General features: G+C 72.2%; 12 protein-coding genes. 8 read left to right on the forward strand and 4 right to left on the reverse strand.

Annotation, left to right across the window (positions count from 1 at the left end; all coding sequences use genetic code 11):
• Window positions 1-83: 83 nt before the first annotated feature.
• Entirely contained in the window at window positions 84-1,571 is a 1,488-nt protein-coding gene (locus tag Amac_RS11340; RefSeq protein ID WP_218041011.1) for a helix-turn-helix transcriptional regulator, read from the reverse strand.
• A 307-nt stretch (window positions 1,572-1,878) separates the two neighbouring features.
• On the opposite strand from Amac_RS11340, the gene Amac_RS53580 reads away from it, so the two are divergent.
• The 7 genes from Amac_RS53580 to mtnB are packed head-to-tail and all read left to right on the forward strand — an operon-like array spanning window position 1,879 to window position 8,550.
• The gene (locus Amac_RS53580; protein WP_170322436.1) at window positions 1,879-2,901 is read left to right on the forward strand and encodes a BMP family ABC transporter substrate-binding protein; all 1,023 of its coding nucleotides are present in this window, start codon (window positions 1,879-1,881) and stop codon (window positions 2,899-2,901) included.
• Window positions 2,902-2,903: 2 nt separating this feature from the next.
• The gene (locus tag Amac_RS11350; RefSeq protein WP_218041012.1) at window positions 2,904-4,397 is read left to right on the forward strand and encodes an ABC transporter ATP-binding protein; all 1,494 of its coding nucleotides are present in this window, start codon (window positions 2,904-2,906) and stop codon (window positions 4,395-4,397) included.
• The gene (locus tag Amac_RS11355; RefSeq protein ID WP_155354287.1) at window positions 4,394-5,446 is read left to right on the forward strand and encodes an ABC transporter permease; all 1,053 of its coding nucleotides are present in this window, start codon (window positions 4,394-4,396) and stop codon (window positions 5,444-5,446) included. Before Amac_RS11350 ends, Amac_RS11355 begins: the two co-directional genes overlap by 4 nt.
• Window positions 5,443-6,333: an ABC transporter permease gene (locus Amac_RS11360; protein ID WP_155354288.1), complete on the forward strand. Its 891-nt coding sequence runs from the start codon at window positions 5,443-5,445 to the stop codon at window positions 6,331-6,333. The genes Amac_RS11355 and Amac_RS11360 overlap by 4 nt, the downstream gene beginning before the upstream one ends.
• The gene (locus Amac_RS11365; RefSeq protein WP_155354289.1) at window positions 6,330-7,274 is read left to right on the forward strand and encodes a nucleoside hydrolase; all 945 of its coding nucleotides are present in this window, start codon (window positions 6,330-6,332) and stop codon (window positions 7,272-7,274) included. The genes Amac_RS11360 and Amac_RS11365 overlap by 4 nt, the downstream gene beginning before the upstream one ends.
• A complete protein-coding gene (mtnC, locus tag Amac_RS11370) occupies window positions 7,271-7,936 on the forward strand; it encodes an acireductone synthase (RefSeq protein WP_155354290.1) in 666 nt (221 codons plus the stop codon). The genes Amac_RS11365 and mtnC overlap by 4 nt, the downstream gene beginning before the upstream one ends.
• On the forward strand, window positions 7,933-8,550 hold the full coding sequence (mtnB, locus tag Amac_RS11375; protein WP_155354291.1) for a methylthioribulose 1-phosphate dehydratase: 618 nt from the start codon (window positions 7,933-7,935) through the stop codon (window positions 8,548-8,550). Before mtnC ends, mtnB begins: the two co-directional genes overlap by 4 nt.
• Here mtnB and mtnK read toward each other — a convergent pair.
• From mtnK to Amac_RS11390, 3 genes are read right to left on the reverse strand one after another with little or no spacing between them, the layout of a single operon-like run.
• On the reverse strand, window positions 8,540-9,715 hold the full coding sequence (mtnK, locus tag Amac_RS11380; protein ID WP_155354292.1) for an S-methyl-5-thioribose kinase: 1,176 nt from the start codon (window positions 9,713-9,715) through the stop codon (window positions 8,540-8,542). The two genes, mtnB and mtnK, sit on opposite strands and share 11 nt — an antisense overlap.
• Window positions 9,712-10,677, reverse strand: a complete 966-nt coding sequence (locus Amac_RS11385) for an ABC transporter permease (RefSeq protein WP_218038370.1) — start codon at window positions 10,675-10,677, stop codon at window positions 9,712-9,714. The genes mtnK and Amac_RS11385 overlap by 4 nt, the downstream gene beginning before the upstream one ends.
• Entirely contained in the window at window positions 10,674-11,756 is a 1,083-nt protein-coding gene (locus Amac_RS11390) for a substrate-binding domain-containing protein (RefSeq protein WP_218041013.1), read from the reverse strand. The genes Amac_RS11385 and Amac_RS11390 overlap by 4 nt, the downstream gene beginning before the upstream one ends.
• Before the next feature lie 84 nt (window positions 11,757-11,840).
• On the opposite strand from Amac_RS11390, the gene Amac_RS11395 reads away from it, so the two are divergent.
• The gene (locus Amac_RS11395) at window positions 11,841-12,422 is read left to right on the forward strand and encodes a 1,2-dihydroxy-3-keto-5-methylthiopentene dioxygenase (RefSeq protein ID WP_155354293.1); all 582 of its coding nucleotides are present in this window, start codon (window positions 11,841-11,843) and stop codon (window positions 12,420-12,422) included.
• Window positions 12,423-12,470: the final 48 nt, after the last annotated feature.

Here is a 12,470-nt window from a genome sequence, read left to right on the forward strand (position 1 = left end):
TATCCTGAACCGGCGAGAAATGCTGTTTCCAGCCTCGCTATTCGGTCCCGAATGGAGAAACCCCTAACGACCCCTAAGGGGTCCTAGTCCAAAAACACGGGGAGATCGGCCCGGCGGGTTACGCCGAGCTTTCGATAAATGCGGGTGAGATGCTGCTCGACCGTGCTCACGGTCACGTAGAGCTTTCCGGAGATCTGCCGGTTGGTGTGCCCCTGCGCGGCCAGGGTGGCGACCCTCCGCTCAGCCTCACTGAGATCCTCACCGAGATCCGGGGCAGGAGCCGCGGGGGGCGGCCGGAGCGCGAGGGTGTCGGCGGCGGGCTCCGCGCCGGAGGACCGCGCGAGGTGGCGGGAGCGGCGCCCGGCGGACCTGGCGCGATGGCCGTCACCCAGGCGCGCGTACGCCGAACCGGCGTCGGCCAGCGCGTACGCGAGCTCCAGCCGGTCCTGCGCCGACTGCAGCAACTCCACCGCCTGCTCCAGCTCGGCCGGGCGCTGCTCAAGCGGCAGGGTCGCCGCGCGCAGCCGGGTGGCGATGCCGCGAACCCGGGCGGATCCGGCGCCGGGCGCCGCGAGTTGCTCGTCGGTGAAGGCCCTGGCGTCGGCCGTACGGCCCAGGTCGAGGCAGGCGCGGGCGGCGCCGAGCCGCCAGGCGGCGAGTCCGGCCAGGTCGGCGTCCCAGCTTTTCATCAGGTCGCCGCAGGCCAGGAAGTCGGCGAGGGCTTCCTCCGGGGCGCCGGTGGAGAGCCGGTAGCCGCCGCGCGCGGCCAGGTAGTGCGGCCCGACCGGGGTCTGGAACATCGCCTCCGGCACGGGCACGGCCAGGTAGCGTACGGCGTCCTCGGGTTTGCCCAGGAGGGTCTTGGCGGTCACCATGCTGGCCAGCGGCAGCCCGAGCGCCACCCCCCAGGCGGCCATCGGCAGGTGGGCGAGCGCGTCGCGGGCGCACCGCTCGGCGTCCCTGAGCCGTCCCTGGCGGATCGCGGTCTCGGCCCGGATCGCCGCGAACATGCCCTGCCAGTGCGGATCGCAGTGGGTGGTGGTCTGTTCCAGCAGCGGCGCGCACCAGCGTCCGGCCAGGTCGGCGCGGTCGGCGTAGACGAGGGTGGCGAGCGCGGCGATGAGCGACTCCAGGGCCGGCTCCCCCATCGGGCAGAGCCGCAGGACGGTCTCGGCGCGGCACACCGCCGCGTCGGCGTCGTGGTCGGCCAGGAAGGCGGCGAGCACGCGCACCCCTTCGAGCCCGGTGGTCACCTCGATGGGCCCGGCTTCCACCGGGAGCTCGCCACGCAGGCCCGGATACCAGCAGCGGGCCAGCTCCCGGAACGCTCCAACGGTCCCGTCCGATTCCCGGATGGCCCGCAATGCCTCACCGGTACGGCCGGCCAGCAGCAGTCGCCGTACCGACCCGGTGGCGGCCGGACCACGGCCGAGCCATTCATCGACGAGATTGGCGACTTTCGCCGAGATCTGTTCGTCCGAGGACGCGTCCGCGAAAAGTCTGCGGAGTAATTCCAGTGAGGATTCCGCGCGCACCCGATCAATTCTGGCCCGATGGCCCATCAATTCCATACGACGCTCCGCCGGAAGAAACAGCAGTGGTCATCGGCGCGCTATTCGCGCCCGCACCCGGCCGCAAAGAATCAACGCCCTTTCTCCGGCTCTGCCGCCGCCGTCGCCCGCGGGCCGGGATCCGCACCAGCCCCCCGCCGATGCCTATTACCTATATTTCCTACTAAGTAACCATACAATAGGCAGGGCGTCAAGGCGGCGGCCCGTCCCGCCATCCTGGGTGATCAAGGCATTACAGGTTGTTCTGGTAGGAAATATGTGGATATGCTCGCTGACGCACCATTCGAGCACCTCAGAACCAGGACCCATGAGAATCACCCCAGCCCTCGCGGGGATCGCCGCGCTCCTCGCCCTCGCCGCGTGCGGCGGCGGCGAGACCGGCGCCGCCCCCGCGGCCCCGGAGAAATCGATCATCCTGATCACCCCGAACCCCGTCGGCTCCAACAGCTTCCTGCAGCTCGGCGTCAAGGGCGCGGAGGCCGCCGCGAAGGAGCTCGGCGCCTCCTTCAAGCTGTACGAGAGCAAGGACCCCACGAGCATCGCGCAGAACGTCGACGCGGCGGTGCGGGCCAAGCCGACCGTCATCGTGGGCATCAGCTTCTCCTTCGACGACGTGTTCAACACCGTCCCCAAGCAGCACCCCGACCAGCAGTTCCTGCAGGTCGACTCGTGCGCGAAGGAGCAGGCCGCCAACCTGGCCTGCGTGTCGTTCAAGGAGCATGAGGCGGCCTACCTGGCCGGGGTCGAGGCGGGCCTGCTGACCAAGAGCGGCCAGATCGGGGTGGTCGCGGCGCTGGACACGCCGTTCGTGCACCGCTGGATCGAGCCGTTCTTCGCCGGGGCCACCTCGGTCCGGGCGGACGTCACCGGCACGCCCCTCTACGTGGGCGGCGCGAACCCGTTCAGCGACCCGGCCAGGGCCAAGTCCCAGGCGCAGACGCTCACCGGGCGCGGCGCGGACATCGTCGCCGCGGCGGCGTCCGCGGGCAACCAGGGCGTGTTCGAGGCGGCCGCGTCCTCGGGGGCGAAGGCGTTCGGCGTGGACATCAACCAGTGCGGCCAGAGCGCGGGCAACGTCATCGACAACGTGCTCAAGCACGTGGACGTGGCGGAGAGCGCGGCGATCAAGGAGATAGCGGCGGGGAAGACCGGCGGCGTCAAGATCTACGGTCTGGCCGAGGGCGGTGTGGGCGTGAACGCCCTCGACGCCGAGGTGGCCTCGTCCGGCTGCACGGTGGCCGCCAGCCCCGACGTGATCGCCAAGGTGAAGCAGGTCCGCGACGACATCGTGGCCGGGAAGATCACCGTCGCGGATCCGCTGCAGGGCTGACGGTGTCCGTACCGGCCGCCGAACTGGTCGGCGTGAGCAAGCGGTTCGGGCCCGTGCTCGCCAACGACGGCATCGACCTGGCGGTCGCCAGGGGCGAGGTGCACGCCGTCGTCGGCGAGAACGGGGCCGGCAAGTCCACCCTGATGTCCATCCTGTACGGCCTGCACCGCCCCGACTCCGGTCACGTGCTGCGCGCGGGCGAGCGGATCAGGCTGCGCTCCCCCGCCGACGGGATCCGGCACGGCCTCGGCATGGTCCACCAGCGTTTCCGCCTCTTCCCCGGCCTGACGGTGGCGGAGAACATCGTGATCGGCGCGGAACCCGTCGCCCGCGGCCGCGTCGACCAGGAGACCGCGCACCGCGCCGTGGCGGACCTCTCCGCGAAGTACGGCCTGCGCGCCGACCCCGCGGCCCAGGTCGGCGGCCTCCCGGTCGGGGTACGTCAGCGCGTGGAGATCCTCCGGGCCCTCTACCGCCAGGCCGAGGTGCTGATCCTGGACGAGCCGACCGCCGTGCTCACCCCGGCCGAGGCCGGCCGCCTCTTCGAGGTACTCCGCACGGTGGCGGCCACCGGCGTCGCCATCCTGCTGGTCACGCACAAGCTCACCGAGGTCCTCGCCGCCTCCGACCGGGTCACCGTACTCCGCCAGGGCCGCGTGACCGGCCGCTTCGCGACGGCGGACACCAGCGCCGACGAGCTGGTCCACGCCATGATCGGCCGCTCCCTGGCCGCGCCGGAACCCCGCCGCCGGTCCAAGCCTGACGGCGATCCCGCGCTCGCCGTCCGCGACCTCACCGTCCACGACGCGGACGGCGTGCCCCGCCTGTCCGGCGTCTCGTTCGCGGTCCGGCCAGGGGAGATCGTCGGCATCGCGGGCGTGGCGGGCAGCGGCCAGCGCGAACTCCTCGACACCGTCACCGGCCTGCGCTCCCCCGGCCGGACCGGGCAGGTCCTGCTGGACGGCGCGCCGGTCGTCCAGGGCCGCGACCCGCGCGTCGCCTACGTGCCCGAGGACCGCCACGGCCGCGCCACCGCGCCGGAGATGTCGCTCGCGGAGAACCTCCTGATGGGCGAGCAGCACCGGCTGGCGACCAGGTTCGGCCTGCCCAGAAAGACCGTCCGCGCGAGGGCCGAGCAGTTGACCGAGCGGTTCGCCATCAGCGCGGCCTCGGTGGACGTCCCGATCACCGCCCTGTCCGGCGGCAACGCGCAGAAGGCGGTGCTCGCCCGCGAGCTGACCCGGCAGTCCCGGGTGATCGTGGTCGAGGAGCCGACTCAGGGCGTGGACGTGGGCGTGCGCGAACGGGTCCACGCGCTCCTGGTCGCGGCCCGCGACCAGGGTGGCGCGATCCTCCTGCAGTCCAGCGAACTGTCCGAGCTGCGCGAATTGTCCGACCGGGTCCTCGTGCTGTTCGAGGGCCGCCTGGTCGCCGAATTCGACGCCGACGCCACCGAGGAGCGCCTGGGGCAGGCCATGACCGGGGTCCTCCCATGACGCGCTCGCTGAACGAACCGCGCGTCCTGGATCTGGCCCGGCGTGCGGCCCTGTCCGCGGCCGTTCCCGCGATCGGCGGCGCGCTCGCGCTGACCACGCTGGTGATGCTCGCGGTCGGCGTCAACCCGGCGGACGCCTATCCGGCGCTCATCCGGGGGGCCGTCGCGGACGGCAACCTGGAGTACACGATCGCCGCGTTCGTGCCGACCCTCGGCATGGCGCTGGCGTTCGCGCTCCCCCTGCGGGCAGGCGAGTTCAACCTGGGCGGCGACGGCCAGATGGCCGCCGGAGGCATCGCGGCGGCAGCACTCGCGCTGGCGGTGCCGCTGCCGCCGGTGCTGGCGGTAGTCCTGCCGCTGCTGGTGGCGGCGCTGGCGGGCGGCCTGGTGGCGGCGCTGGCCGCGCCGCTGAGCACCAGGCTGCGCGTGCCCGCCATCGTCGGCACGCTGCTGATCAGCGCCCCGGCGGTCTCGCTGGCCTCCTACCTGGTCCGCTTCCCGCTGGCCGAGCAGGGCTCCGGGATCGCGCAGACCCCCGTGCTGCCCGACGCCGCCCACCTGCCCGCGCTGGGCGGCAGCGGCTACGTCACGCTGGGCCTGCCGCTGGTGGTGGCGCTGACCGGGATCTGGTTGTACGCCGACGGCCGCACCGTCCTCGGCTACGAGATGCGGGCCAGAGGCCACAACCCCGAGTTCGCCCGGTACGGCGGCGTCCACGTCGACCGCCTCGCCGGATACGCGCTGGCCGGGGGCGGGGCGTTCGCCGGGCTGGTGGGCGGGCTGATCGTGCTGGGCCCGCCGTACCGGTTCGTGGACGGCGCGCTCACCGCGCCCGGATACACCTTCACCGCGGTCGCGGCCGTCCTGCTGGCGGCCTCGCGGCCGCTCGCGGTGCCGGTCGCGGTGGCGCTGCTGACCGTGCTGCAGGTCGGCGGCCAGGGCATGGAACGCGAGGCCGGGGTGCCCAGCCAGCTCACCCAGATCGTGCAGGGCCTGATCATCGTGATCGTCGCCGTGCTGGCGACCGTCCGGCGGCGGGCGGCGGAATGAACATTTTCGAGCTCTCCTTCCTGTCCGGCGTGCTCACCGCGACCGCGCCGGTGCTGCTGGCCGCGCTCGGCGGGTTGATCTGCCAGGTCGCCGGGGTGTTCAACATCGCTCTCGAAGGCCAGCTGCTGTGGGGCGCGTTCACCGCCGTAGTGGTCAGCGACGTGACCGGCAGCGCCTGGACGGGTGTCGCGGGTGCGATCGCCGCCACCGTGCTCTTCTCGGGGATGTTGTCGGCCGCCTCGGTGGGCCTGCGCGCCGACCCGATCGTGGTGGCGGTGGGGCTGAACCTGCTGGCGCTGGGGCTGACCGGGTTCCTGATGCGGCGGATCTTCGGCAGTGGCGGCACCTACAGCTCGCCGGAGCTGGCCGGGCTGCCGACGCTGGCCGAGCTCGGGCTGGACGTGCCCGTGCTGGGGCCGCAGTCGCCGCTGGTGCCGCTCGCGCTGGCGCTGGTCGTCGCGGCTGCCTGGTGGCTGGGCCGCACCAGGTCGGGGCTGCGGGTGCGCGCCGTGGGCCAGCACCGGGAGGCGGCGGAGGCGGCCGGGCTGCGCGTCGGGGCGTACCGGCATGGGGTGGTGCTGGTGGCGGGCGCGCTGTGCGGGCTGGCCGGGGCGCAGCTGGCGCTGGGCAACGTGACGCTGTTCAGCGAGGGCATGAGCGCGGGCCGGGGCTGGATCGCGGTGGTGGCGGTCATGTTGAGCGGCGTGCTGCCGTACCGGCTGCTGCTGGCCTGCCTGCTGTTCGGCTTCGCGGAAGCGGTCGGCTTCCGGCTTCAGGGGGCGAGGCTGCCGCAGCAGGCGGCCGACGCCGCGCCGTATGTGATCACGCTGTTCGCGCTGGTCCTGGCCGCGGTGGCGGCCAGGCGGCGCCCGAAGGAGGCCTCATGACACGGCGGATCGTCGTGGACACCGACACGGGCATCGACGACGCCCACACCCTGCTTTACCTGGCGGGCCGCCCGGACGCCGAGATCGTCGCGGTCACCTCGGTGTTCGGCAACTGCGAGGAGCCGGACGCGGCGCGCAACATCGGCTACGTCAACCGCCTCCTCGGCCTGGACGTGCCGATCGCGCGCGGCGCCGCGCAACCGCTGGCGGGGGTGGCGAGCATCGCCGGGCACGTGCACGGCAAGGACGGCCTCGGCGACCTCGGCTACCTCCGGCCGATGCCCGAGACGGCCCCGGAGACCGCCGCCGAACTGCTGGTACGGCTGGCCGCCGAACACCCGGGCGAGCTCGACCTGCTGGCCCTTGGCCCGCTGACCAACCTGGCGGCGGCGCTCCGGCTCGACCCTGACCTGTTCACCCGCTACCGGTCGGTGGTGCTGATGGGCGGGTCGGGTCCGTACGCGCCGCCGGGCACGCTGCTGATGATCGACGCGAACATCAACAACGACCCGGAGGCGGCGCGGGCGGTGTTCGCCGCGCCGCGCCGCAGGCTGGTGATGGTGGGCGTCAACGTGACCGGGACCACGATCCTGGACGAGCGCGCCATCGGGGCACTGCGGGCCTCGCCCAAGGCCACATTCGCCACCGAGATCCTGGACGCGTACCTGGACTTCTACCAGAACGAGTGGGGACGCCGGATCATCCCGCTGCACGACCCGCTGGCGGCGGGGATCCTGCTGGACCCGGGGTTCGCGACCGGATGGATCGACGGCCCGGTCAACGTCAGGACCGACGGCTTCCTGTCGCGGGCCCGGCTGATGCGCACCCACGACGGCCTGCCCCCGGCCTTCCCGTACGAGGCGGCGCCGGACACCCGGGTGATCACCTCAGTGGACGCGCCGCGTTTCGTCGCGGATTTCGTGGCGGTGCTCACGCGATGAGCTGGATCGTGCTGGACATCGAGGGCACCACGAGCTCGACCGAGTCGGTGCACAAAGGCCTCTACTCTTATGCCCGCCCCCGGCTCGGCCCCTGGATCGACGCGCACCGCGACGACCCCGAGGTGGCCGCCGCCGTCCGGGAGGTCGGCGGCGCAACCTCCGAGGAGACCGTGGCGATCCTGCACGCCTGGATGGACGGCGACGTCAAAGCCACCCCGCTGAAGACGCTGCAAGGGCAGATCTGGGCGGCGGGCTTCGCCGGTGGAGAGCTGACCGCGCACTTCTTCGCCGACGTGCCGCCCGCGCTGCGCGGCTGGCGGGAGCGGGGGCGGCGGCTGGCGGTCTTCTCCTCCGGGGCGGTGTCCAGCCAGCGGCCGTGGTTCGCGCACAGCGTGGCGGGCGACCTGTCGGTGCTGGTCGAGCGGTATTTTGACACGGTCAACGCCGGACCCAAGCGGGAGCCCGCGTCCTACGAGCGCATCGCGGAGACCCTGGACGCGCCGCCGGGCGAGTTGCTGTTCCTGTCGGACGTACCCGCCGAACTGGACGCCGCGGCGGCGGCCGGGTGGCGCGTGATCGGCGTGCGCCGCCCGGGCGAGCCCAGCGAGCACGCCCCCTTCGGCGCGCACTTCGTGGTCGCGAGTTTCGAGGAGATCGCATGAGTCCCACCGCCGCCGACGTGCTGGCCGCGGGCGCGCGGCTCGCGGCCGAGGCCGCCAGGTTCACCGCGCTCGGCTGGATGCGCGGCACCTCGGGCAACCTCTCCGAGGTGGTGGCCCGCGACCCGCTCCGCCTCGCGGTGACCGCCAGCGGCCTGGACAAGGGCGAGCTGACGGCAGCCGACATGGCCGTCGTCGGGCCGCACGGCGACCAGGTCGACATCGACGGGATCGCGCCGCTGAAACCCTCCGCCGAAGCCGGGCTGCACGCCAGAGTGGCCTCCCTGACCGGCGCGGACGCCGTGGTGCACGTGCACACGCTGAGCGCCGTCGTGGCCGGTCAGCACTGGCCAGGCGGGGTACGGCTCCGCGACCTCGAAACCCTCAAGGGCATCGGCCGCCAGGCCCACGACGACGAGGTGGTCATCCCGGTGATCGCCAACAGCCAGGACATGGCCGAGCTCGGCGACCGCTTCGAGGCCGCGTACGACCCGGCGACGCCGGCGGTGATCGTCGCCTCGCACGGCCTCTACGCCTGGGGGCCGACCCTGCTGCGGGCCCGGCATGTGACCGAGTGCGTGGAGTGGCTGCTGGCGTACAAGATCGCTACTCGCTGACCAGCAGGTCGCCCACCCGGTCGAACACGACCGGGCCGGTGGTGAGGAGGTAACGCGCGGCGCGCAGCACCCCACGGATTGCGGTCACCCGCGCCTCCTCCGGCAGGGTCTCGATGTCGGTGACCCGGGAGAAGCCGATCACCCGTCGCGCCGCCTTCGCCGCCCCGAAGGCCGCCGCGTCAGCGCGCGTCTTGGCCAGATAGGCGGCCAGCACGCCGTCGCCGTACACGCGGGGATCGGCGCGGTCCGGCCAGAGCGCGGTGAACTCCGCCTGGAAGGCGTCCCAGGTCTGCTCGGCCAGCCCGAGCGCCCACCCGGCGTGCCCGGCGTCGCCGAGCGCGAAACCGCGCGCCGCCGCCAGCACGTAGTTGCCCCACAGCGCGCCGATGTCGAAGCCGACCGGGCCGTAGAAGGCGAACTCGACGTCGAACGCGCGCGTCGACCCCGGCCGGACCAGCACGGAGCCGGTGTGCAGGTCGCCGTGGATGAGCGCCTCGGCGTGCGTCATGAACGCCAGCTTGGCCAGGCCGATCGCGGTACGCACGGCGGGATCGCCGATGTAGGCGGCCACGTCCGCCTTGTTGGCCGGGAGGATCTTGTTGTGCTCGTGCTCGATGTACGGCTCCGTGAAGACCAGATCCTCGGTGATCTCGCAGAGTTCCGGGTTGGCCGACCTGGCCACGGCGGCCTTGTGACGTTCCGCGCCGAGCCCGAACACCGAGGTACCGAACGCGACCTTGGCCACATACCGCCCAAGATCGGCCGCCACCCCCTCGTCCCGCGACCCCTCGTTGAGCAGGCCACGCCACACGCGATGGTCGGACAAATCCTCCAAAGCCACCACATGCCGGGACTCATCCACGTCGAGCAGCTCCGGCACCAGCCCGGGCGCCACCCGGCCGTGCTCGGCCAGCACGGTGGCCTCGATCCGGTTCCGGTCCGGCGTGATCGGCCAGTTCGGGTCCACCCGCACGTACGGCATGGACTGCTTGAGCACCACCCCAGGCCCGCCGTCGACCTCCACGGCGAAGACGGTGTTCATGTTCCCGTCGCCGATCTCCCGCACCCCGGTGATCCGGGCGGGATCGGCCCACCGGGCCAGCGCAGGCCTGCCGGCCAGATAGGCGGGCACCGTCTCGACGGTGAGCAGCTCGTAGGCGGTCAACGGACTCTCCTGCGCGTGTAGCTGACGACGAGCGCGCCGGCCAGCAGCGCGCCCTGGACGAAGGTCTGCGTGTAGTAGGGGGCGTTGAGCATGGTCATGCCGTTGATCACCACGCCGATGAACAGCGCCCCGACCACGGTGCCCAGCGTGTTCGGGCGGTTGGCGCCGAGCACCGCGTAGCCGATGAGCGCCGCCGCCACCGACTGCAGCAGGTACGCGTCCCCCGCGCCCACGTCGCCGCGGCCGAGCCGGGCCGACAGCATGATCCCGGCGGTCGCGGCGCACAGGCCGGACACGGCGTAGGCGAGCGCGCGATACCTGGCCACCCGGATGCCCGCCAGCCGGGCCGCCTCGGCGTTGCCGCCGATCGCGTACAGGGCCAGGCCCCAGCGGGTGCGCTCAAGGAACAGGTAGACGGCGACCGCCATCAGGCCGAACACCAGGACCGGCACCGGAACCGAGCCGACCGTGCCGCCGCCGAGCCAGGCGAAACCCTCGGTGTAGCGGCCGGGAGCGGGCGCGCCGTTCACCGTCATCCCGGCCGCCACGGATCGTCCCGACGTGATGATCAGCGCCAGGCCCTGGAACAGGAACATCGTGCCCAGGGTGGCCACCAGGTCGGGAATCCGGGCCACCACGGTGAGCAGGGCGTTCACGCCCGCCACCAGCAGCCCGGTGAGCAGTCCGGCGACGATCGCGGTGCCGCCGGTGAGGTTGAACCTGACCATGGCCAGCGCGGTCACCATGACCACCGCGCCGACGCAGGCTCCCGCCGACAGGTCGAACCCGCCGGTGGTCATCGAGACGGTGACGCCCAGCGCGACCACGCCGACCACGGCCACCGACTGGAGCACGATCATGGCGTTGCCGTACGTGCCGAAGGCCGGGCGGAGCACCGCGAAGATCGCCAGCATGGCGGCCAGGACGGCCAGCAGGCCGTACCGGTAGAGCGCGTCGGTCACGGGGTGGCCCAGGGCACCCGCGCGACGTCCGGGGTGGTCAGGGCGGGGATCGCGGCGGTGAGCTGCTCGATGTTGGCGATGCCGCCGTCGCGCAGCTGCTGCTGGGTGACCAGGGCGGGCGGGATCTTCAGCTCGGGCCCGACCTGCTCTCCGGCGACCAGCAGGGCGGCGGCCCGGACCGCGATCCGGCCCACATTCGAGGGGTCGGTGGTGGCGGTTGCCACCCACGGGCTGTCCGGCTCGGTGATGACGCCGATGTCGGCGGTGGAGATGTCCGCGCCGTAGATCTTGACCTGGTCCCGCAGCCCGAGCTCCTTGACCGCGAGCGCCGCCCCCTTGGCGAACTCGTCGTACGGCGCGAAGATCGCCTTCACGCCCGGATTGGCCTGCAGCGCGGCCTTGGCCTGGTCGGCGACGGCCGACGCGGTCGAGTTGTTGACCACGCCGATCTGGGCGACCTCCTTGATGCCCGGATTGTCCTTCTTGAACTGGGTCCAGACCTCGTTCCGCCGGTCCAGCGGGGCGAATCCGGCCACGTAGACGTAGATCACGTCACCAGTGCCGCCGGTGCCTTCTTTTAGCGCGCCCAGCGCCAGTTCGGCGATCTGGTGGTCGTCCTGGGAGAGGGCGACCGCCTTCGGGGTGCCCGGGTCGACGTCGAAGGCCACGAGCGGGATGCCGGCGTCGGCCGCCTTCTTGATGGCGGGCTGCACCGTCTGGGCGAAGCCGTGGTCCACGATGATCGCGTCGACCTTCTGGTTGACCGCCTGCTCCAGGTTGAGCGCCTGCTTGTCGTTGTTGCCGTCGCCGCTGGAGACCTCCAGCGTCACGTTGAGGCCCTTGGCCTCGGCCTGCGCGCCGGCCAGCCACTGCTCGAAGTAGTCGCCCGAGGAGAGCTGGCGTACCAGGGCCACCCGGACCCCGGCGGCGAACTTCGCGGGGACGGAGGCGGTGGGTGACGCTGCGGCGGCGCTCGGCGCCGATGACGCGGGGGCGGTGGCGGTGGCGGTGGTTCCCTGGGAGCAGGCGGTGAGCGCCAGGGCGCTGACCAGGGCTCCGACAAGTCGTGCGTGGATCACAGAGGGATGCTAGACACACCCCGGGCAAATTGTCTACTTTTCCTGTAGGGTTTATCCGAATAGCGGGTTTAGTAGGGATAGGTCATGACATACCTCACCGTGTATACCGACGGCGACGCGCCGGACACCCTCCTGCGGACCGAGGACGGTGCGGAGATCGCCACCGCGCTCAAGGAGGTCGGCGTCCGGCTGCGCCACTGGCAGACCGTCGACGGACTCGACGACGCCGGGCCGGACGAAATCATGAACGCCTACCGCGAGGAGGTCGCCCGCGTCGTCGCCGAGGAGGGCTACGTCTTCGTCGACGTCGCCCAGCTCCGCCCCGACGACAGCCCCGACTGGCCGGAGCGCGCCCGCGCGGCCCGCGCCAAGTTCCTGGCCGAGCACACCCACGACGACGACGAGGTCCGCTTCTTCGCCGGCGGCTCCGGCATCTTCTACCTGCACATCGACGGCAAGGTGCACGCGGTCCTCTGCGAGGCGGGCGACCTGCTCAGCGTCCCCGCGGGCACGACCCACTGGTTCGACATGGGCACCCACCCCGACTTCACCGCCATCCGCTTCTTCCACGACGACGACGGCTGGATCGGCGACTTCACCGGCGACCCCATCGCCTCCCGCATCCCCGACTTCGACACGATCACCGCAGGCCGCGCCCAGGGATAACCGCCAGCCTTTGCGAGGCCGACCCTGCAACCAACCCACTGGAGCCTC

The sequence above is a fragment of the Acrocarpospora macrocephala genome (assembly GCF_009687865.1).
In the GTDB taxonomy this organism is placed as follows: Bacteria; Actinomycetota; Actinomycetes; order Streptosporangiales; family Streptosporangiaceae; genus Acrocarpospora; species Acrocarpospora macrocephala.

Excerpts from the sequence above, each read along its gene's own strand:
- Amac_RS11340 (WP_218041011.1), bottom strand. The coding sequence starts at position 1,571 with ATGGAATTGATGGGCCATCGGGCCAGAATTGATCGGGTGCGCGCGGAA.
- Amac_RS53580 (WP_170322436.1), top strand. The coding sequence starts at position 1,879 with ATGAGAATCACCCCAGCCCTCGCGGGGATCGCCGCGCTCCTCGCCCTC.
- Amac_RS11355 (WP_155354287.1), top strand. The coding sequence starts at position 4,394 with ATGACGCGCTCGCTGAACGAACCGCGCGTCCTGGATCTGGCCCGGCGT.
- Amac_RS11360 (WP_155354288.1), top strand. The coding sequence starts at position 5,443 with ATGAACATTTTCGAGCTCTCCTTCCTGTCCGGCGTGCTCACCGCGACC.
- Amac_RS11365 (WP_155354289.1), top strand. The coding sequence starts at position 6,330 with ATGACACGGCGGATCGTCGTGGACACCGACACGGGCATCGACGACGCC.
- mtnC (WP_155354290.1), top strand. The coding sequence starts at position 7,271 with ATGAGCTGGATCGTGCTGGACATCGAGGGCACCACGAGCTCGACCGAG.
- mtnB (WP_155354291.1), top strand. The coding sequence starts at position 7,933 with ATGAGTCCCACCGCCGCCGACGTGCTGGCCGCGGGCGCGCGGCTCGCG.
- Amac_RS11395 (WP_155354293.1), top strand. The coding sequence starts at position 11,841 with ATGACATACCTCACCGTGTATACCGACGGCGACGCGCCGGACACCCTC.